This is a genomic window from Rhodanobacter sp. UC4438_H5 (assembly GCF_052978405.1).
In genome coordinates, this window is sequence record NZ_CM129672.1 from 886197 (window position 1) to 906723 (window position 20527).

17 protein-coding genes are annotated in these 20527 nt (G+C 67.8%); 12 read left to right on the forward strand and 5 right to left on the reverse strand.

The window, feature by feature from the left end:
- Positions 1-18: 18 nt before the first annotated feature.
- Together rnt and ACVCL9_RS04055 are read right to left on the reverse strand one after the other, a co-directional pair.
- Positions 19-708, reverse strand: coding sequence for a ribonuclease T (gene rnt, locus ACVCL9_RS04050; protein WP_447099037.1), 690 nt, complete (start codon positions 706-708; stop codon positions 19-21).
- A gap of 12 nt (positions 709-720) precedes the next feature.
- Positions 721-1227, reverse strand: a complete 507-nt coding sequence (locus ACVCL9_RS04055; protein WP_447099036.1) for a redoxin family protein — start codon at positions 1225-1227, stop codon at positions 721-723.
- Between the two features lie 132 nt (positions 1228-1359).
- On the opposite strand from ACVCL9_RS04055, the gene ACVCL9_RS04060 reads away from it, so the two are divergent.
- Both ACVCL9_RS04060 and ACVCL9_RS04065 read left to right on the forward strand, forming a co-directional pair.
- The gene (locus tag ACVCL9_RS04060) at positions 1360-1812 is read left to right on the forward strand and encodes an Hsp20/alpha crystallin family protein (protein WP_395118210.1); all 453 of its coding nucleotides are present in this window, start codon (positions 1360-1362) and stop codon (positions 1810-1812) included.
- A gap of 106 nt (positions 1813-1918) precedes the next feature.
- Complete coding sequence (locus ACVCL9_RS04065) at positions 1919-2815, forward strand: DnaJ C-terminal domain-containing protein (protein ID WP_447099035.1); 897 nt, start codon at positions 1919-1921, stop codon at positions 2813-2815.
- A 204-nt stretch (positions 2816-3019) separates the two neighbouring features.
- On the opposite strand, the gene typA is transcribed toward ACVCL9_RS04065, so the two are convergent.
- Both typA and ACVCL9_RS04075 read right to left on the reverse strand, forming a co-directional pair.
- The gene (gene typA / locus ACVCL9_RS04070; RefSeq protein WP_447099034.1) at positions 3020-4846 is read right to left on the reverse strand and encodes a translational GTPase TypA; all 1827 of its coding nucleotides are present in this window, start codon (positions 4844-4846) and stop codon (positions 3020-3022) included.
- A 221-nt stretch (positions 4847-5067) separates the two neighbouring features.
- Entirely contained in the window at positions 5068-6465 is a 1398-nt protein-coding gene (locus ACVCL9_RS04075; RefSeq protein ID WP_395118216.1) for a GntP family permease, read from the reverse strand.
- Between the two features lie 164 nt (positions 6466-6629).
- Here ACVCL9_RS04075 and ACVCL9_RS04080 point away from each other — a divergent pair, with 164 nt between their 5' ends.
- The 10 genes from ACVCL9_RS04080 (at position 6630) to ACVCL9_RS04125 (ending at position 18749) form a co-directional block, all read left to right on the forward strand.
- On the forward strand, positions 6630-8918 hold the full coding sequence (locus tag ACVCL9_RS04080; RefSeq protein ID WP_447099033.1) for a TonB-dependent receptor: 2289 nt from the start codon (positions 6630-6632) through the stop codon (positions 8916-8918).
- Positions 8919-9054: 136 nt separating this feature from the next.
- Positions 9055-10089: an extracellular catalytic domain type 2 short-chain-length polyhydroxyalkanoate depolymerase gene (locus ACVCL9_RS04085; RefSeq protein WP_447099032.1), complete on the forward strand. Its 1035-nt coding sequence runs from the start codon at positions 9055-9057 to the stop codon at positions 10087-10089.
- Positions 10090-10499: 410 nt separating this feature from the next.
- On the forward strand, positions 10500-13910 hold the full coding sequence (locus tag ACVCL9_RS04090) for a PAS-domain containing protein (RefSeq protein ID WP_447099031.1): 3411 nt from the start codon (positions 10500-10502) through the stop codon (positions 13908-13910).
- A gap of 91 nt (positions 13911-14001) precedes the next feature.
- Positions 14002-15423 carry a cbb3-type cytochrome c oxidase subunit I gene (locus ACVCL9_RS04095; RefSeq protein ID WP_447099030.1) on the forward strand — a complete coding sequence of 474 codons (1422 nt, stop codon included), beginning with the start codon at positions 14002-14004 and terminating at the stop codon, positions 15421-15423.
- Complete coding sequence (locus ACVCL9_RS04100) at positions 15420-16409, forward strand: cbb3-type cytochrome c oxidase subunit II (RefSeq protein WP_447099029.1); 990 nt, start codon at positions 15420-15422, stop codon at positions 16407-16409. Before ACVCL9_RS04095 ends, ACVCL9_RS04100 begins: the two co-directional genes overlap by 4 nt.
- Positions 16410-16419: 10 nt before the next feature.
- Positions 16420-16572 (forward strand): hypothetical protein, encoded by a 153-nt coding sequence (locus tag ACVCL9_RS04105; RefSeq protein ID WP_395118228.1) that lies wholly within the window; start codon positions 16420-16422, stop codon positions 16570-16572.
- 14 nt (positions 16573-16586) lie between these two features.
- Positions 16587-17036, forward strand: a complete 450-nt coding sequence (locus ACVCL9_RS04110; RefSeq protein WP_395118230.1) for a cytochrome C — start codon at positions 16587-16589, stop codon at positions 17034-17036.
- Between the two features lie 166 nt (positions 17037-17202).
- A complete protein-coding gene (locus ACVCL9_RS04115) occupies positions 17203-17373 on the forward strand; it encodes a hypothetical protein (protein ID WP_395118232.1) in 171 nt (56 codons plus the stop codon).
- 82 nt (positions 17374-17455) lie between these two features.
- The gene (locus ACVCL9_RS04120; RefSeq protein WP_447099028.1) at positions 17456-17797 is read left to right on the forward strand and encodes a carboxymuconolactone decarboxylase family protein; all 342 of its coding nucleotides are present in this window, start codon (positions 17456-17458) and stop codon (positions 17795-17797) included.
- 1 nt (position 17798) lies between these two features.
- A complete protein-coding gene (locus ACVCL9_RS04125) occupies positions 17799-18749 on the forward strand; it encodes a PLP-dependent cysteine synthase family protein (RefSeq protein WP_447099027.1) in 951 nt (316 codons plus the stop codon).
- A 45-nt stretch (positions 18750-18794) separates the two neighbouring features.
- Here the strand turns inward: ACVCL9_RS04125 and ACVCL9_RS04130 are convergent, their stop codons facing one another.
- Entirely contained in the window at positions 18795-20501 is a 1707-nt protein-coding gene (locus ACVCL9_RS04130; RefSeq protein ID WP_447099026.1) for a hypothetical protein, read from the reverse strand.
- Positions 20502-20527: the final 26 nt, after the last annotated feature.

Sequence of the window (20527 nt, forward strand, 5' to 3'; positions counted from 1 at the left end):
GGTTCCGCGGGTGGCCCGTCAGGCGATCGGGACGTCGCCACCTCGCGCACCGGACGCGCCGAGGTCGAGGCTCGCCCGTTCCACCAGCTCCAGTTGCCGCCAGCGGTTGACGATGCTGCAGAACAGCTCGGCGGTGCGCTCGGCGTCGTAGACGGCCGAATGCGCCTCGCGGCTGTCGAAGGTCAAGCCCGCCGCCAGTACCGCCTTGCTCAGCACGGTCTGGCCATAGGCCAGGCCGGCCAGGCTGACCGTGTCGAAACAGCTGAACGGATGGAACGGATTGCGCTTGTACCCGCAGCGGCGCACCGCCTGGTTGAGAAAGCCCAGGTCGAAGGCGGCGTTGTGGCCGACCAGGATCGCCCGCTGGCAACCCGCCTCGCGCACCGCCTCGCGCACCACCTGGAAAACGTGGTCCAGCGCCTGGCGTTCGGGCAGGGCGCCGCGCAATGGATTGTCCGGATCGATCCCGGTGATCTCCAGCGAACGGGGATCGAGGTTGGCGCCGGGGAACGGCTCCACGTGGGTGGTGACCAGCTCCTTGGTGCTCAGGAAGCCGGCCTCGTCGATGCGCAGCGGTATCGCGGCGATTTCCAGCAGCGCATCGTGTTCGGCATCGAAGCCGCCCGTCTCCACGTCGACCACGACCGGCAGGAAACCACGGAAACGCTCGGCCATGCGGGCCACGGCAGGGTTGTTGACGATATCCATCGGCGCAGCATATCAGCCGCCGTGCGGTGCACCCGGCGCCTTGCCGATCGCCGCGAGCATCGCCTCGGCGGTGGACACGCGCAGTTCGCCCGGCGCTTCCAGCTGCAATTGCCGCACCACGCCATCCTCGGCATACAGCGCGAACCGGCGCGCGCGGATGCCCATGCCGAAGTCGCTGCCATCCAGTTCCAGGCCCAGCGCGCGGGTGAAGCTGGCGTTGCCGTCGGCCAGCATCAGCAACCCGCGCGGCACGTGCTGCGCAGCCGCCCACGCCTGCATCACGTAGGCGTCGTTGACCGCGAGGCACATCACCGCGATGCCGCGCGCCTGGAACTCGGCGAACGCCGCCACGTAGCCGGGCAGGTGATGGTTCGAGCAGGTCGGCGTGAACGCGCCAGGCACGCCGAACAGCACGGCCTTGCGTCCGCCGAACAGCGCGCCTGTGTGCACGGGCCGGATGTCGCCGTCGATCATCTTGATCGCGACGTCGGGCAGGGTGTCCCCGGGTTGGATGGTCATGGATCGCTCAATGGTGAACAACGCTTGCATGCTAGTGGTTTTGGCGGTCGGGTGCCTTGAATCGCCGCGGCGAGCACCTATTTCCGGAGCAGGCGGCGATCACGCCGCAAACCCGTCAGAGGAGGCACTGAAATGAACGTGAGCCGTCAATCCGTGTGGAACCGCGAGTTCGGTACGCCGGACGATTTCCGCCAGGTCATGAGCCGCTTTTTCGGCGCCGGCGACAATGACCAGTCCACCGTGGAAACCAGCCAGTGGGCGCCGCGGGTGGACATCCGCGAGGAAGACAAGCGCTTCATGATCCTGGTCGACGTGCCCGGCGTGGACCCGTCCACGATCGAGGTGAGCATGGACAAGAGCATCCTCACCATCAAGGGCGAACGCACCGTCGACAACGAAAAGGACGGCGGCAGGCTGACCCGGCAGGAGCGCGTCTACGGCACCTTCCATCGCCGCTTCTCGCTGCCGGAAAGCGCCGACGCGGAGAACATCAGCGCGCATGGCCGTTTCGGCGTGCTGGAGATCGCGATTCCGAAGAAGCCCGAAACCACGCCGCGTCGCATCGCGATCGACACCGGCAACTGACCTGCGCTGCACACGCAACGCGGTATGAAGACCCGCCCCGTCGTGGATAATGCTCCGCGGCGGGGCGCAGCCTTTCGGGCTGCGGTACCGACGAATAGGAGCGGGTGTGGAATTCAAAGATTATTACGAGATCCTCGGCGTCAAGCCTGACGCCAGCGAGGCCGACATCAAGGCGGCGTATCGCAAGTTGGCGCGCAAGTACCACCCGGACAAGAACAAGGACGCGGGCGCCGAGGAGAAGTTCAAGGCGGTCAACGAAGCCAACGAGGTGTTGAAGGACGCCGAGAAGCGGCGCTCCTACGACCAGCTGCGCGCCGGCGGTTATCGCCAGGGCGAGCAGTTCCGCCCGCCGCCGGGCTGGCAGGAGCAACAGGGCTTCGGTGGCGACGCCGGTGATTTCAGCGATTTCTTCGAAAGCCTGTTCGGTCGCGGCGCTGCGCATGGCGGCCATCGCGGCCAGCCGCGGCCGCGGCGTGGGCAGGACGTGCAGGCCTCGGTGCAGATCGACCTGCAGACCGCCTTCGACGGCGGCCCTACGCGGTTGGCCATGCACGATTCGTCCGGCGGCGAGCGCGTGCTCGAGGTGAAGATCCCCGCCGGCATCCAGAGCGGCCAGGTGATCCGTCTCTCGGGCCAGGGTCAGTCGGGCATGGGCGGTGGACCCAAGGGCGACCTGCTGCTGGAAGTGATCATCCGCGACGACCCGCGCTTTCGCCTCGACGGTCGCAATGTCGTCCACGTGCTGCCGATCGCGCCGTGGGAAGCCGCGCTGGGCGCGACCGTACCGGTGCCGACGCTGGCGGGCACCGTGGACCTGCGCATCCCCGCCGGCTCGCAGTCAGGCCGCAAGCTGAGGCTGAAGGGGCGCGGCATGCCGGGCAACAATCCCGGCGACCAATTGGTGGAATTGTCCATCCGCACGCCGGCGGCCGACAGCGATGCGCAGCGCAAGGCCTATGAGGTCTTGCGGAAGAGTTTCGCGGACTACGATCCGCGAGGCTGAAGTTCCGCACGTCGTAGGGCGGGCACCGCCCGCCATCGGCGCGCCGGAAAGGGCGGTCGGCGGGCAGTGCCCGCCCTACCCAGTGCTTTCCCTTACATGACGAAGAGCATCGCGCACAGGGTGCGCTCCTGCAGATGACGCGGCCGCCGGCAAGCAAAAGGCCGCCTCGCGGCGGCCTTCCGTTCAATCACACGAGATGACCACTCAGCTGCGCGAGGCGCGCTTGCGGTCGATCTCGGTGAGGTGTTTCTTGCGCAGGCGGATTTCCTTCGGGGTGACCTCGACCAGCTCGTCGTCGTCGATGAAGTCCAGTGCCTGTTCCAGGGTGAACTTGATCGCGGGGGTGAGCTGGATCGCGTCGTCCTTGCCCGAGGCGCGCATGTTGGTCAGCGGCTTGGGCTTGATCACGTTGACGGTGAGGTCGTTGTCCTTGGCGTGGATGCCGACCAGCTGGCCTTCATACACGTTGTCGCCCTCGGCGGCGAACAGCTTGCCGCGATCCTGCAGCGGCCCGAGCGAATAGGCGGGGGTGGTGCCGCCGGCATTGGCGATCATCACGCCGTTCTGCCGCTTGGCGATCTGGCCTTCTTCCTTCGGGCCGTAGTGGTCGAACACGTGGAACAGCAGGCCCGAGCCCTGGGTCAGGGTCTTGAACTGGTTCTGGAAGCCGATCAGGCCGCGCGCCGGGATTTCGTAATCCAGCCGCACGCGGCCCTTGCCGTCGGATTCCATGTTCTTCAGCTGGCCCTTGCGCATGCCCAGCTTCTCCATCACGCCGCCCTGGTGGATTTCCTCCACGTCGACCACCAACTGCTCGATCGGCTCCATCTTCTGGCCGTCGATCTCCTTGATGATGACTTCCGGGCGTGACACGGCCAGTTCGTAGCCTTCGCGGCGCATGTTCTCGATCAGCACCGACAGGTGCAGCTCGCCGCGGCCGGAGACCAGGAACTTGTCGGCATCCGAACCCTGCTCCACCTTCAGCGCCACGTTGTGCACCTGCTCGCGCTCCAGCCGGTCCTTGAGCTGGCGGCTGGTGAGGAACTTGCCGCCGGAGAGATCCTTGTTGCCGGCGAACGGCGAATTGTTGACCTGGAAGGTCATCGAGATCGTCGGTTCGTCCACGGTCAGCGCAGGCAGCGCTTCGGGCGTGTCCAGCGCGCAGATGGTGTCGGAGATGGTCAGGTCGGCGATGCCCGAGATGGCCACGATGTCGCCGGCCTCGGCGGTTTCCTGCTCGATCCGCTCCAGGCCGAGGAAGCCGAGCACCTGCAGCACCTTGCCCTGGCGCTTCTTGCCGTGACGGTCGATCACCGCCACCGGCATGTTCTTCTTCAAGGTGCCGCGCTGGATGCGGCCGATGCCGATCACGCCGACGAAGTTGTTGTAGTCGAGCTGGCTGATGCGCATCTGGAACGGGCCGTCAGGGTCCACGTCCGGCTTGCTGACGTGCTGCATGATCGCCTCGTACAGCGGGGTCATGTCGCCCTCGCGCACGTTCTCGTCCAGGCCGGCGTAGCCGTTCAGCGCCGAGGCGTAGACGATCGGGAACTCCATCTGCTCGGGCGTGGCGCCGAGGCGGTCAAACAGATCCCATACCTGCTCGACGACCCACTCCGGGCGCGCACCGGGGCGGTCGACCTTGTTGATCACCACGATCGGCTTGAAGCCCATCGCGAACGCCTTTTGCGTCACGAAGCGGGTCTGCGGCATCGGGCCGTCCATCGCGTCGACCAGGATCAGCACCGAGTCGACCATCGACAGCACGCGCTCGACCTCGCCGCCGAAGTCGGCGTGTCCGGGCGTGTCGACAATATTGATGCGGTTGCCCCGCCACGTGATGGCGGTGTTCTTGGCCAGGATGGTGATGCCGCGTTCCTTTTCCTGGTCGTTCGAATCCATCACACGCTCGGCCAGCACGGTGCGCTCGTTCAGCGTGCCGGACTGCTTGAGCAGGCAGTCCACCAGCGTGGTCTTGCCGTGGTCGACGTGGGCGACGATGGCGATGTTGCGCAGATTTTCTATGGACATGGGATCGACTCGGGTGGCGCGTGCAGCCACCACGTGGGTAATTTGAGGGTTAACCGGTCGATTATACGGGTTTGTGCGCCCGCGTGTGGGCACCCGTGCGACAGCCGGTCAAGGCACGCGACACCACCCGCCTCGGCGAACGGCCGGTGGCACGGGTCGGTCATCGCCCGAGGCGGGCTTCGTCCCGGGGTTCAAGCGGCGGGCGGCGCGGGCGGAGTGCGCTAGACCACGCCCAGCAGGTAGTACGCGGTGATGACCACGGCCACGGCCAGGGTCTTGATCACGGTGATCGCGAAGATGTCCTTGTAGGACTGGCGATGGGTCAGCCCGGTGACCGCCAGCAGGGTGATCACCGCGCCGTTGTGGGGCAGGGTGTCCATGCCGCCGGAGGCCATCGCGGCCACGCGGTGCAGCACCTCCATCGGGATGCCGGCGGCGTTCGCGTTGTGGATGAAGGTCTCCGCCATCGCGCCCAGCGCGATGCTCATGCCGCCAGAGGCCGAGCCGGTGATGCCGGCCAGCGCGGTGACGGTGACCGCCTCGTTGACCAGCGGGTTGGGAATGGTGTGCAGCGCGTCGGCCACCAGCTTGAAGCCGGGCAGGGCGGCGATCACCGCGCCGAAGCCGTACTCCGAGGCGGTGTTCATCGAGGCCAGCAAGGCGCCGCCGACCGCCGCCTGAGTGCCTGCGGCCAGCCGCCCCATCACTGCACGCCAGGCGAACACCAGCACGCAAAGAATGCCTGCCAGCAGGGCGCCCTCGACCGCCCAGATCGCGGCGACCTTGGACACCTCCTGCACCACCGGCCTGGCGCTGCCGACCACGCTGGGCAGGAACGATTGCGTCTCGCCGTAGAGGTGCGGAATCCAGTCGGTGAACAGCTTGTTGCATACGCCGACCAGCACCAGCGGCAGCAGGGCGATCAGCGGATGCGGCAGGCGGGTGGCGTCGAACGGCTCCGGTTCGTTGACCAGGTTGCTGCCGTAGCCCTCGCCGGCCGCCGCGGCCTTGCGCCGGCGCCAGTCGAGATAGCCCAGGCCCACGACCAGGATGAAGATGCCGCCGATCGTGCCCAACCACGGCGCGGCCCAGGTATCGGTGCCGAAGAACGCGGTGGGGATGATGTTCTGGATCTGCGGCGTGCCGGGCAGCGAATCCATGGTGAAGGTGAACGCGCCCAGCGCGATGGTGCCGGGGATCAGCCGCTTGGGGATGTCGCTGGCGCGGAACAGTTCCGCCGCGAACGGGTAGACCGCGAACACCACCACGAACAGCGACACGCCGCCGTAGGTCAGCAGCGCGCACACCAGCACGATGGACAGGATCGCCCGGCTGCGCCCGACCAGGCCGATCGTCGCCGCCACGATCGACTTGGAGAACCCCGACAGCTCGATCAGCTTGCCGAACACCGCGCCCAGCATGAACACCGGGAAATACAGCTTGAGGAAACCGACCATCCTGTCCATGAACAGGCCGGTGAACATCGGTGCCACCAGCGCCGGCTCGGTCAGCAGCACCGCGCCCAGCGCGGCGATCGGGGCGAACAGGATCACGCTGTAGCCGCGGTAGGCCGCGAACATCAGGAAGCACAGCGCAGCCAGCACGATCAAGAATGCCATCCGTGATTTCCCCAGCCTCGTCAATGCGACAGGCGTCGAGTATCCCGGAGGCACCAGGGCGCGGGCACTGTACGAAGGTACGAGTGCCCCGGCTTGCACGGGCACCTAAGCTGATCTGCATTCAGCATCCGCGCGAGCGATGCATTCACCGCCAAGGGGACGTCATGAAACGCACGCAACTGAGCTCGGCGATCGGTCTGGTACTGGGTTTCGCGCTGATGGCGCCGCTGCAGGCGCAGCAGGTCACGGATCCGTCAGGCACGGTCAAGCCGGCGGCCGCCAAGCAGGCCGAGGCGACACAGCTGGAAGCGGTCACGGTCACCGCGCGGCGTCGCGGCGAGGCGCTGGAGAAGGTGCCGGTGGCGGTCAGCGCGTTCACCAACGAGGATCTGAAGGATCTGCAGGCGAACAACATCGACGGCCTGCAGGGAGCCGTGCCGGGCATGAACATCGTGCAGGGCCGTGGCTCGTCCTCCTCGGTGAACGTGTTCATCCGCGGCATCGGCCAGCCCGACGCGTTGCAGACCTTCGACCCGGGCGTCGGCATGTACGTCGACGACGTGTACTACTCGCGCATCCAGGGCGCCCTGTTCAGCCTGTTCGACATCGAGCGCGTCGAGGTGCTGCGCGGGCCGCAGGGCACGCTGTACGGCAAGAACTCCACCGGCGGCGCGATCAAGATCATTACCAAAGAGCCGAGCAACACGCCCGAGGGCTCGATCGAGGGCACGGTCGGCAACTATGGCCGGCGCGAGGGTCGTTTCTATGTTTCCGGGCCGCTCGGCGCAACGGTGTCGGGCAATCTGGCCGGCGTCTACACGCGCACCGATGGTTACGTCACCGATCCGGCCACCGGCCAGAAATACAACAACGACAACACCAAGGCCGTGCGCGGCAAGTTGAAGTGGCAACCCAGTGACGCCTTCAGCGCCACGCTGTCGGCCGACTACACCAAGCAGGACACCAAGCTGACCCTGGGTGAGGCGACCGCGCCGCTGTATGCCACCGACCTCGCACTGGGCCAGGTGCTGCTCTACACGCCGCCCGCCGGCAAGTACGACTTCCACGGCGCGACCTCGTTCGGCCCCGGCCACGGGCAGAAGCTCACTCACTACGGCGCGTCGCTGCACATGGATTGGCACCTGGCCGACCGCTGGGACCTGAAGAGCATCACGGCGTGGCGCAAGCTGCACAGCAATTCCTTCATCGACATCGACGCCACCACGCTGGAACTGGGCGACGTGCTGGTCGATTTCCATCAGAAACAGCTGAGCCAGGAACTGCAGCTGCAGTACGACAACGGCAGCAACCTGCAGGCCGTGTACGGCCTGTATTACCTGGACGAGAAGGTGCCCTCGCACCAAGAGGCCTACGCCGACGACCTGCTGCGCTTCGCCACGCTGCCGGTGGATTTCCTGCGCACGATCGACGACAAGCTGGAGAACAAGAGCTGGGCCGGCTTCGCGCATTTCAACTGGGAGTTCGTGCCGACCTGGACGCTCGCCGCCGGCGTGCGCTACACCCACGAAACGAAGGACTACTGGCGCACCACCAGCGCGTTCTTCGGCGCGCCGCTGCAGGCGTTCAGCCAGGACCCGCAGGCGGTGATCCAGCCGACCAGCAAGTCGTGGAGCGCGGTCACGCCGTCGCTCAGCCTGGAGAAGCAGTTCACGCCGCAGACGATGGGCTATGTCTCGGTCAACCGCGGCTTCAAGTCCGGCGGCTTCAACGGCCGCGCCAACGATCCGGCGGAAGCGGCCGACCCGACCTTCGATCCCGAGTACGTGTGGACCTACGAGCTGGGCCTGAAGATGCGCTCGGCCGACAACCGGCTGCAGGGCAATTTCGCCGCCTACCACTCCAACTACACCGACTTCCAGGCGCGCGTTTCCGAGGTGCAGAACCCGGGCTCGGCCACGCCGGCCTTCAGCTTCCCGGTGCTCAACGCCGCCAAGCTGAAGATCGACGGCCTGGAGTTCGAGGGCGCCGCCGTGCTGGGCGAGGGCACCAGGCTTTCGACGCAGCTGGCGTGGATGGATGCGCGCTACGACAAGTTCGTCGACCCCCGCACGCAGTACGACCCGAGCCTGGCCGACCTGCACGACCACGTGCCGTTCTCGCCGAAGTTCACCGCCCGCGTGGCGCTGGCGCACACCTTCGGCCTGCCCAGCGGCAGCGCGCTGACCTTCGGCGCCGACGCCTCGTATCGCAGCGACACCTGGCTCAGCGTCGACAACCGCGACGGGCTGATGCAGCAGGCGTACACGGTCACCGGCGTGTTCGGCGTGTTCGATTCGGTCGACGGGCACTGGCAGCTGCGCGCCGGCGTGCGCAACCTCGGCGACAAGGTCTACAAGACCGACGGCCAGGAGTTCTCCAGCGTCGGCAACATCCAGACCGCCTACTACGGCGCGCCACGCAACTGGTACTTCAGCGCCCGGTACAATTTCTGAGCGGAACGCACCGGGTCCCGGTGCGCCGGGCCAACCGCCACTGCACCACGGGCAAGCATGGCCTGCGGCGCAGCGGTGGGCAGGGGCGATCCGCCGCTTCCCGGCCGGCAGGCCCACCATTCGACGGAGCAGACCCATGAACAGCCGATGGTTCAACCGCTTGCTGCTGCTGACCCTGCTGGGCAGCGGCAGCGCCTGCGCCGCCGACACCGCCGGGCGCCTGCCGCATCTGGCGATCGACCCCGCCCGCGTCGCGGTGGTGGGGCTTTCCTCGGGGGCCTACATGGCCGGCCAGGCGCAGCTCGCGTATCCCGATCTGTTTCCCGATGCCGCGCTGGTCGCCGGCGGCCCGTACGGTTGTGCCGGGGGGCAGCTGGCGGTGGCGCTGAGCGCCTGCATGAAGGGAGTGCCGGCGCCCGATGTCGCCAAACTGGTGGCCAGTGCCCGTGAGCGCTCGGCCGACGGCCGGATCGGTCCGCTGAAGGATCTCGCCGGCGCCCGCGTCTACCTGCTGCATGGCAAGGACGACGCCCTGGTCGCCCCGGCCGTGGCCGAGGCCGGCGCCCGTTTCTACGAGCAGTTGCGCGACGGCACGCCCGGCCTGGACGGCATGCAGGTGCACGAGGACGGCCAGCGTGCGTTTGCGCACAACCTGCCGGTGGCCGGCAGCGGCGACGATTGCGACAAGTCGGTGGCGCCGTACCTGGGCCACTGCGGCTTCGACGCCGCCGGCGAAATTTTCGCGCGGATGTTCGGCGAGCCGGCGCATGCCGCCACCGCGGCACGCGGCGAGCTGCGCACGTTCGACCAGGATGCGCTGCGCCCCGGGGGCGCCGACGCGTTCCTGGCAAGCACCGGATACGTCTATCTGCCGCCGGCCTGCATCGCCGGCAAGCCCTGCGGCCTGATGGTGGCCTTCCACGGCTGCAAGCAGAATGCCGACGCCGTGGGCAAGGCCTTCGTCGAGGACGCGGGCTTCAATCGCTGGGCGGACGTCTACGACGTGGCCGTGCTATATCCTCAGACACGCGCAAGTTTCGCGCCCTTGAATCCGCAGGCATGCTGGGACTGGTGGGGTTATTCGGGAGCCGACTACGACACACGCCAGGGCGTGCAGTTGCGCTGGCTGGTGGACGCGGTGCACGCGCTGGGTTTGCCTGCCGGGCATTGATGTCCCCCCATGCGGATGGCTTCGACGGTATCGTGGGAGCGCGCTCGCGCGCGATGCTTTTGGTTCCGTGCAAAACTTTTGGTTCCGTGCAAAACGGAGACTGGCCGCCCGCCCGTCCTTGTAGGAGCGCACCCTGTGCGCGATGCCTTTGCTCAAAGTGACTCGGTCGCCGAAGGCGATCGACCGCTGTTCGCTTCACCGGTGTCACGAGCCAGAGCATCGCGCACAGGGTGCGCTCCTACAGGGGCCGGCGATCGGACGCTGTTGGCTTCGGATGGAGTCAAGGACATCGCGCAGAAGTGCGCTCCTACAGGTGCAGGTGCAAGGAGGCTCTTTGCCTTGAAGACAGTGCACACCGCGGCAGAAGTATCGCGGCCGGGGCCACGCCCGCAAGCAAGGGCGCAAAAACCATGCTGAGCGCCAGCGTCATTGCCATCGCTGCGCTGTGCTGGCTCGGCCTGCTGTTCGGGGTGGCGTTGCTTGGCGAGCGGCAGCCGCACATATTCGAGAAGCGATGGGCGATCGTGTATGCGCTGTCGCTGGCGATCCACTGCACCTCGTGGACGTTCTACGGCACCGTCACCCAGGCCAGCCGCTCCGGTTGGTGGCTGCCGCCGACGTTCGTGGGGGCGATCGTGATGTACCTGTTCGCGCTGAAATTCCTCGGCCGGATGGTGCAGCTGGTGCGCGAGTACAACGCCGGTTCGCTGGCCGACCTGATCGCGGTGCGGCTGGGCCGGCATTCGGGGTTGGCGGCGCTGGTCACCGCGGTGGTGGTGATCGGCATCGTGCCGTACATCGCGCTGCAGCTCAAGGCGGTGGCGATGAGCTACGGCATCCTCAGCCAGGGGCAACTGGCCGAATCCGAGCCGTGGCAGGACAGCGCGTTGTACGTGGCCTTGCTGATGGCGCTGTTCGCGATGCTGTTCGGTACGCGGCGCGCCTCGACCATGGCGCACAATCGCGGGCTGGTGCTGGCGATGGCGTTCGAGTCGCTGTTCAAGCTTGGCGCAATGCTGGCGCTGGGCAGCCTGTTGTTTGCCGCGCTGCCGACGAACCTGCCTGCGCATGTGCCCACGCCGCCGGACAGCGGCGGGTTCCCGGCCTTGATCCTGCTCGGTGCGCTGGCGATGTTCACCATGCCGCACCAGTTCTACGCCGGCATCGTGGAGTGCCGCAGCGACGGCAACCTGCGCACGGCGCGCTGGCTGTTCCCGCTGTACCTGTTGCTGATCTCGCTGCCGATCCTGCCGCTGGCGCGGCTGGGCGACGCGCTGCTCGGCCCCAGCGGGGTGTCCTCGGACATGTATGTGCTGGCGCTGCCGCTGGCGCAGGGCAGGCAGGGGCTGGCGCTGATCGCCTTTCTCGGCGGGCTGAGCGCGGCGACCAGTATGGTGGTGATCGCCACGCTGACGCTGAGCCTGATGGTGGTCAACCATTTCATCGCGCCGCTGCGCGTGCGTTCGGGTTGGGGGCGCGGCGAGCGCGTCGACCTGCGCGGGGCGCTGCTCAATTACCGGCGCGTGGCGATCGTGGTGGTGATCCTGCTGGCCTGGGCCTACAGCCGCCTGCTGGCGCGCAACGAGGCGCTGGCCGACATCGGCGCGATCTCGTTCTCGGCATTGGCCGGTCTGACCCCGGCCGTGCTCGCGGCGATGTACCGGCCGCAATTGGGTTCGCGCGCGGTGATGGCCGGGCTGGCCGCCGGCACCGTGGTGTGGATCTATGCGGTGCTGCCGGCGCTGCTGCCGGCGTCGCTGCCGTGGCTGCGCGACGGGCCGTTCGGCATGCACTGGCTGGCGCCGGACGACCTGCTCGGCCTGGGCGACTGGAACCGTCTCGGTCGCGCCGTGGTGGTCAGCCTGGCGGCGAACGCGGCGGTGATGCTGGCCGTTGCCGGCTCGCGCTACGGGCAGGGCGGACGGGCGGTCAGCGTCGGCCATGTCGACGTCGCCGAACTGCGTGCGCTGGCGGCGCGCTTCCTGCCGCCGGAGCGTGTCGAGCATCTGTTCGACGGTGCGCCAGCCAGCGGCTCCTCCGGCACCGCGCGGGTCAACCAGGTGGAGCACGAGCTGGCCGCGGTGATCGGCGCCGCCTCGGCGCGCCTGCTGCTGGAAGTGGCCCATCGGCAGGGCCGCGAGGAGCTCGATACGGTGGTCGCGATCGTGGGCGAGGCGGCGCAGGATTTGCGCTTCAACCAGCGCGTGCTGGGCGCGGCGCTGGAGAACATGAGCCAAGGCATCTGCGTGGTCGACGCGGAGCTGTGCCTGGTGGCGTGGAACTCGCCGTATGCACGCCTGTTCAACTATCCGCCGGGCATGCTGCGGGTGGGCCGCCCGGTCGCCGAGCTGACCCGCCACAACATCGCGGCCGGCATGCTCGGCCCCGGAGCGGTCGAGACACGCGTGCAGCGCCGGCTGGAGCACATGCGCGCGGGTACCCGGCATTTGTCCGAGCGCCGTTTTCCCGACGGCAGGATCGTGGAGGTCCGCGGCAATCCGATGCCCGGCGGCGGCTTCGTGGCCACCTTCACCGACGTCACCGCGTTCCGCCAGGCCGAGGCGGCGCTCAAGCGCGTCAACGAAACGCTGGAATTGCGCGTGGACGAGCGCACCCGCGCGCTGGCGCTGGCCTCGGCGGATGCGCAGGCGGCCAACGAGGCGAAGAGCCGCTTCCTCACCGCGGTCACCCACGACCTGATGCAGCCGCTGCATGCGGCGCAGTTGTTCGCGCATGCGCTGACCGAGCGCGGTGGCGACAGCCGCACGGCGCAGCACCTCAACGGCGCGCTCGCCGCCACCGAGGGCTTGCTGACCGGGCTGCTCGACGTGGCGCGGCTGGAGGGTGGCCGCCTGCATCCGCAGCTGCGCGCGTTTGCGCTGGCCGAAGTGTTCGATCCGCTCGGCGCCGAGTTTCGCGCGATGGCCGCCGATCGCGATGTCCGGTTGCGCGTGGTGAGTACACGGGCATGGGTGCAGTCCGATCCGCAGCTGTTGCGGCGGGTGCTGCAGAACTTCCTGTCCAACGCGCTGCGCCATGCCGGCCACGGCCGCGTGCTGCTCGGCGCGCGCCGGCGCGGCGCCATGCTGCGGCTGGAGGTGTGGGATACCGGTGGCGGCATTGCGCCGGAGGAGCAGCAACTGATCTTCCAGGAGTTCCGTCGCGGCAGTACGGCCGGAGGGCAGGGCTTGGGGCTGGGCCTGTCGATCGCACAGCGCATGGCGGACCTGCTCGGCCATCCGCTCGGGCTGCGCTCGTCGCCGGGGCACGGCAGCGTGTTCCATCTCGAGGTGCCGCTGGCACCGCCCACGCCGCACCGCGCGCCCTCTCCCGACACCATGCGGCCGCTGCCGGCGGGCCGCGCGCTGGTGCTGGACAACGAACCGGCGGCGCTGGCGGCGCTGACCACGCTGCTGGCCAGCTGGGGCTGGCAGGTGCACGCCGCGCGCAACGCGGCGCAGGCGTTGGCGGTGCCGTGGCGGCCGGACGTCAACATCCTGGACTTCCATCTGGATGGCGGCCAGAACGGCCTGGATGTCTGGCGACAACTCGCGGCAGGTCACCCTGACGTACCCACGGTGATGCTCACCGCGGACCGCGACGGCGAACTGCGCCAGCAACTGCTCGATGCCGGCGCGGGCGTGCTGTACAAGCCGCTCAAGCCGCTGGCACTGCGGCAGACGCTGTTGCGCCTCGGTGCGCGCGGTGTACATGCGGCGCAACAAGTTGCGCGTACCCGCGCCGTCAGCGCGGGCACGGCGCCTTCGCCCACCGCGTCGCAGCCGGGCGATTCTTGCGGCGCCACTGCCGGCGAGACCTGATCTGGATCAATGCCGCACCGGAGATCGAGGCCTATGGTCACGGGGCTCGACGCCCGGGTGGGCGCCATACCGGATTCGACGGAATGGAACGATGCAGGCAAGCGCAGCGGCACCCCGCGCGATCGGACAGGTGGAAGACGACCGTGCGTTGACGGCGGTATTCACGGCGTACGTCACCACCGCCACGATCTGGCTGGTGATTGCCACGGCAGTCGGTCTGCTGCTGGCGTTCAAGTTCGGCGCACCGGACTTCTGGGCGGCCAAATACCTGACTTTCGGTCGCCTGCGGCCGATCCATACCAACGCGACGTTCTACGGCTGGGCCAGCATCGGCCTGGTCGGCGTGGCGTATTACATCGCCGCGCGCAGCTGCGGCACGCGCCTGTACAGCACCCGGCTGGCGTGGCTCGGACTGGCGTTGTTCAACCTCGCCGCGATCGCCGGCACGATTGCGCTGGACCTGGGCTGCAACGACGGCGATCTGGAATATCGCGAATGGCCGTGGCCGATCCGGCTGATCTTCCTGGCCGCCTTGCTGGTGACGGGATGGAACCTCATCGGCACCGTGCTCAGGCGCAGCAGCGAGGACATCTATCTTTCCAACTGGTACACCATCGCCGGCGTGTTGTGGACCTGCGTGATCGCCACCGTGGGCGTGCTGCCGTGGTACCAGCATGGCCTGGGCCAGGTGGCCATCTCCGGCTTCTACATGCACAACGCGGTCGGCATGTGGTTCACCCCGCTGGCACTGGGCACGTTCTACTACGCGATACCCAAGATCCTGAGCCGACCGATCTATTCCTACGCGCTGGGCGTGTTCGCGTTCTGGACCAACCTGCTGTTCTATCCGCTGCTCGGTGCGCACCATTTCCTGTTCAGTCCGCTGCCGTGGTGGCTGCAGACCACCGCGATCGTGTTCAGCGTGGCGATGCTGGTGCCGGTGTGGGGCGGCAGCGCGAACTATCTGCTGACCATGCGCGGGCGCTATCGCGACATGATCCATTCCTACCCGCTGATGTTCATCTTCGTGGGGGTGATCGGTTATCTGTTCGGCTCGACCCAGGGCACGGTCGAGGCGTTCCGCTCGATGCAGGCGATCTGGCACTTCACCAACTTCACGGTCGGACATTCGCACCTGACGATGTACGGCTTCGTCACGTTCGCGCTGTGGGGCGGCATCTACGCGCTGCTGCCGCTGGCCACCGGCAAGACCGCGGGACGCATCGGGCTGGCGGCGCATTTCTGGATGGCGCTGGTAGGCAGCTTCATCTACGTGATCTCGCTGTCGATCGGCGGCACGGTGCAGGGACTGGATTGGCTGCACGGCCTCCCGTTCATCCAGTCGGTGGTGGACATGCAGCCGTACTACGTGTGGCGTGGCGTGGGCGGGATGCTGATGTTCGGCTCGCACCTGGTGTTCGCGTGGAACGTGTGGCGCATGACCTCGGGCCAGCCCGGCAATGCCGCCTCGCCGGTGCTCGATGCCGACGCCACCGGGGAGGTCGCGGCATGAAAAAACTCCTGCTGATCGCCGGCGGGGCGCTGGGCATCTACATCGTCATCGTTCTGCTGGTGGCGGTGCTGCCCGCGATCGACTTGTCCGGCACACCGGCGGGCCCGGGCGTGGAACCGCTGACCGCGTTGCAGGCGGAAGGCCGCACGGTTTTCGTCGCCAACGGCTGCAGCTATTGCCACACGCAACAGGTACGCCCGCTGGACGAGGACAAGGTGTTCGGCCGGCCTTCCGCCCCGGGCGACTTCGTCTACCAGACGCCGGAGTTGCTGGGTTCCGAACGCACCGGCCCGGATCTCGCCAACCTGGGCGCCAGCAAGCCGAGCGACGTGTGGCAATACATCCATCTGTTCGATCCGCGTGCGGTGGTGCCGGAGTCGATCATGCCGAACTTCAAGTTCCTGTTCCGCGTGGTGGACGAGGTGCCGCCCGGCGAGACCGCGGTGCCGGTTCCGGCAGGCTTCGCGCCGAAGACGGGCAAGGTGATCCCCACGCCGCAGGCCAGGGCGCTGGTTGCCTATCTGCTGTCCCTGAAGCAGACACCGATCCCGGGTTACACGATGAACGGCAGCATGGGCGGCGCGACGAACGTGGCGCCGATGGCGAAGGCCGGACCTGCGCCGGCGACTGCTCCGGCCGGTGCGTACCAGTACGTGGCGAGCAAGGGCGAGGCGTTGTTCACCGCCAATTGTTCCGCCTGCCACCAGGCCACCGGCACCGGCATCCCCGGCGCCTTTCCGCCGCTCAAGGGCAATGCCGCGGTGGACGATGAGGACCCGACCCTGCACATCCACACGGTGTTGCAGGGCGCGCACGGCGTCATCATCGGCGGCGTGAAATACGACAGCGCCATGCCGCCGTTCGCCGGCCAGCTGAGCGACGCGGACATTGCCGACATCGTCAACTACGAGCGCAGCTCGTGGGGCAACCACGCCAAGCCGGTCACGCCGGCCGAGGTCGCTATTGTGCGCGCGAAGGGGCAATGACATGCATCACATGACCGGGCCGCTGTGGGGCAACATCGCGATCATCGGGATCGCCGGTGCCATCACGATCGGCTGTTTCGTCGCGATGTTCTGGATGATCTTCCGGCCCGGCGAGAAGGATCCGCGCCACTGCAAGAACGACATCCTGCGGCCGGATCGGTGAGGGAGGTATCCGTGATGGCCAAGCCGCACGTGCGCATCTACATCGACGACAACCCGAAGCCGGTGATCGATCGCGAGTTGCCCACCTCGCTGACGCTGGATACGCGCCAGCTGAGCGACGGTCCGCATCGTCTGATCGTCTGTGCCGAGGACCAGGGCGGTGCCGAAGGCATCGAGGAGATTCCGTTCGTCGTGCAGAACGGTCCCGGCATCCTGGTCTCCGGCCTGCGTCCGGGCTCGACCCGGCGCGGCGAGTTGCAACTGCACGTGGATGCGTTCAGCACGGACGATCCGTTTGATCCGCGCCGCGCCGAGGCGCGTTCGTCGATCCCGGTGTGGGTGTGGGTGCTGAGCCTGTTCGTGGTGGCCTGGGCGGTGTTCTACGCCGCGCGCATGTGGGAGGTGCCCGCGCCCTATGCGAACACGCCGACCTACATGCAGCCGGCCGCACCGTCGCACGGTTGATCGCTGCCGCCGCGCGTGGCCGGCGCGACCACAGTGTTTTCACCGGTGCGCGCCCATCATGCCGGCGATCCAGCCATTCCCTGACGTGGATCAGCGCTGCGTCATGCGGCCGCGCCTAAGGTGAGGGTACGCGACGCCCGCTTGGCGCCATGCCGGGTGCACAACCATGAAACGATGCAGAAGGGCAGCGGAATCCGACGTGCGGCGGCAAACGCCGGGTGATGCGCGCCAGTCGCGCGAACGGCGCGAACGACGCATCGACGAGCAACTGGCGCAGAGCTTTCCCGCCAGCGATCCGCCCGGCTGGGTGCTCGGCACATCGCGGCCGCCACTCTGAGGCGATCGACCCGACCCCGCGCGTCCGGTCGCCGCAGGGCGAGCGGGCGTGCGCGTCCGAGAAACGAACAGGAGCAAACCCCATGGAGTCACCCATGTATCCCCCCTCCACCGTGGAACTGGCGCGCAAGCGCCGCGAGCTGGCGCCCGCACCGCTGCAGGCCTTCAAGGCTTTCAGTGCCGCCGTGTTCGCCGACGGCGCCTTGCCCGACGTCACCAAGCAGTTGATCGCGGTGGCGGTGGCGCACACCACGCAATGCCCGTACTGCATCAAGGGCCATACCGCCGAGGCGCTCAAGCAGGGCGCCACCGAACAGCAGATCATGGAGGCGATCTGGGTCGCCGCCGAAATGCGCGCCGGCGCCGCCTATGCGCATTCCGCGCTGGCGCTGGACGTGATGCAGCATGCGCACGAGGGCCACTGAGATGAGCGCCCGTTTTGCCACGGTCTCCGACACCATCCTCGACGCCATCGGCGACACGCCGCTGCTGAACATCGAGGGCGTCTACGCCAAGATCGAGTTCCTCAACCCGTCCGGCTCGATCAAGGCGCGCATCGCCAGGTACATGATCGAGCGCGCCGAGCGCGAAGGCCTGCTCAAGCCGGGCGACACCATCGTGGAGGCGACCAGCGGCAACACCGGCAACGCCCTGTCGATGGTGGCCGCGGTGAAGGGCTACCGCATGCAGGTGGTGATGCCCGAGGGGCTGTCCAGCGAGCGCGTGGCGATCTCCCGCGCATTCGGCGCCGAGGTGCTGTTCTGCGGCAATTTCCACGTCAACGAGGCGCTGGCGCGGGCGAAGGAGCTGGGCCAGCAGCCCGGCTATTTCTGCCCCAGCCAGTTCGAGTCGGAATGGAACGTGGAGGAGAACCGCGAGATCCTCGGCCCGGAGATCCTTGCCCAGCTGCCCGCCGGCTGCGTGCCCGATGCTTTGGTGCTCGGCGTGGGCACCGGCGGTACGCTGATCGGTGTGGGGCAGGCGTTCCGCGCGGTCAATCCCGATGTGCGGCTGTTCGCGATGGAGCCATCCGAATCGTGCACGATCCTCTGCGGCGAGATCGCCGCGCACACCATCGAGGGCATTTCCGACGGCTTCGTGCCGGGCATCTTCGAACGCCACGCCAGCCTGGTGAACGAGGTGCTGTCGGTATCCAGCGTCGATGCGGTGGCCGAGATGAAACGGTTGGCACGCCGCCACGGCCTGTTCTGCGGCCCCAGCTCCGGCGCGCACATGCTGGCGGCGCAGCGCATCCGCAAGAACTTCCCCGAGTTGAATACGGTGGTGACGGTGTTCTGCGACGAAGGCGAGAAATACCTGCACGAGTATTTCATGGCGCCGGCAAGCAGCGAGGTCGATGCCACGCATTTCGCCTGAGTGCGTGTTGGTACGTGACGGGGATCGCGGCGGGACGCCGTGCATTCACGGATGTGCCGCGACGAACCCCTTCGCTTCGGCCAGCGCCGGCAGGCCCGCATCGGCGCTGTGCCAGATGGTCATCAGTTCCTTGTAGGTGGCGGTGGCTGCCGCGGTGTCGCCGCTGGCCGATTCCGCGCGGGCGCGGCCGAGCAGGGACCGGGTGCGGCGGGGTGCGCTTTTCAGTGCGGTCCCGAATGCCGCGCGCGCCTCGGTCGCCTTGCCTTGCCTGAGCAACTGTTCGCCCAGCAGTTCGTGTGGCGGCTTGATCGGCACCGGCGGACCGAAGTCGAACGCCAGTGTTTCGTAGCGGCGGGCTGCGCGGTGGATGGCATCCAGGCCACTCTGCGGCTTGCCCTCGCCGATCGCCAGCATGCCGCCGAGGTCCTCCCGGAGGATGGCCAGGTAGCTGGTCGTCTGGGCGTCGCCGGAGGTCTCGCTGCCGGCGTGCCGGGCCGACAGCGCGGCCAGCGATTTCTGCGCAGCCGGCAGGTCGTGGCGTTCGATCGCGGCATAGCCCTCGGTGAAATCGTTCCAGCCGGCGTCCGGGCCCATGCCGGTCGTATCCACCGTGGTGTGCGCGGCCGGGCCGTTGCCGTCGCCGGATTCGACCACGGCGATCGCGCGCATCTGCAACAGCGACTTGTTGAGCATTTGCGCGAATTTCGTCGGCGTGCTTTGCATCGTGGCCAGCCGGTCGGCGTGGGCGTTGGCCCAGGCTATCGAGGACTCGATCGACTGCCGGCATGCCTGCAGCGCCCTTTCAGCATCGCGGAAACGACCCTGCTGGTAGTAGGCGTACTCCAGCCACTCCATGTAGTGACCGCATTCGGCGGGCGGGCGGCCGGCGGCTTTGGCCTGGGCATTGACCACGCGCATCGCCACCTCGTTGGCTTTCGCCACGTCATCCCACAAGCCGAGCGCCATGAAGATGTGCGACGTCATGTGCTGGGCGTGGGCGGCCTCGGGCGAGATCTTCGACAGCGCGTGCGCAGGCTCGAGCGCGCCGGCGGCGTGCGCGGGATCGTCCATCGCGTGAATCCAGTAATGCGCCGCGCCGGGGTCCTGCGGGTTCAGGCGGAAGATGCGCTCGGCAATGGCACCGGCGCGCAGATAGGCCGGGATGTCGCGCACGCCTTCGCTGCGTCCCATCAGCGCCAGCGCGTGGAAGAGCTGGGCGTTGTTGTCATGCGGCCAGGTCCTGGCCAATCGCTCCATCGCCTGGTCGTACTGCGCGTCGCGTTCCGGCTTGGTGCCGTGGCCGGAATACAGGATTTCCACGGCGGCGAGATAGGCCTTCTCGCGCGGCGTCGGCGCCTTGGCGGCGCGCGCGGCCGGGGTAGGGCCGAGCCGGTCGAGTGCCGCGCGACCGGCATCGGCATCGAGCTGGTTCCAGATGCCGTGGTTGTACGTCATCGCTTCACCCCAGCAGGCCATGGCGAAGCCCGGGTCCAGTTGCCGGGCCTCGCGGAATGCCTTGGCGGCATCCGGATACTCGAACAGGTGCAACAGCAGCGCGCCGCGCAGGAAGGCGGTTTGCGCAGCCGTCGAATGGGTCGACGTGGGGAACGAGATGCTGCCGAGGCCGGCGATGGTTTGCATCGGGGTGGCTTCGCGCGCCTGGGCGCCGGTCAGCAGGCCCGGCCACAGGATTCCGCAGACGAAGGCGACGAGAGCCAGGACGACGAGACGAAGACGACGCGACAGATTCATGATTGACATCCTTCTGCTGGATGAAG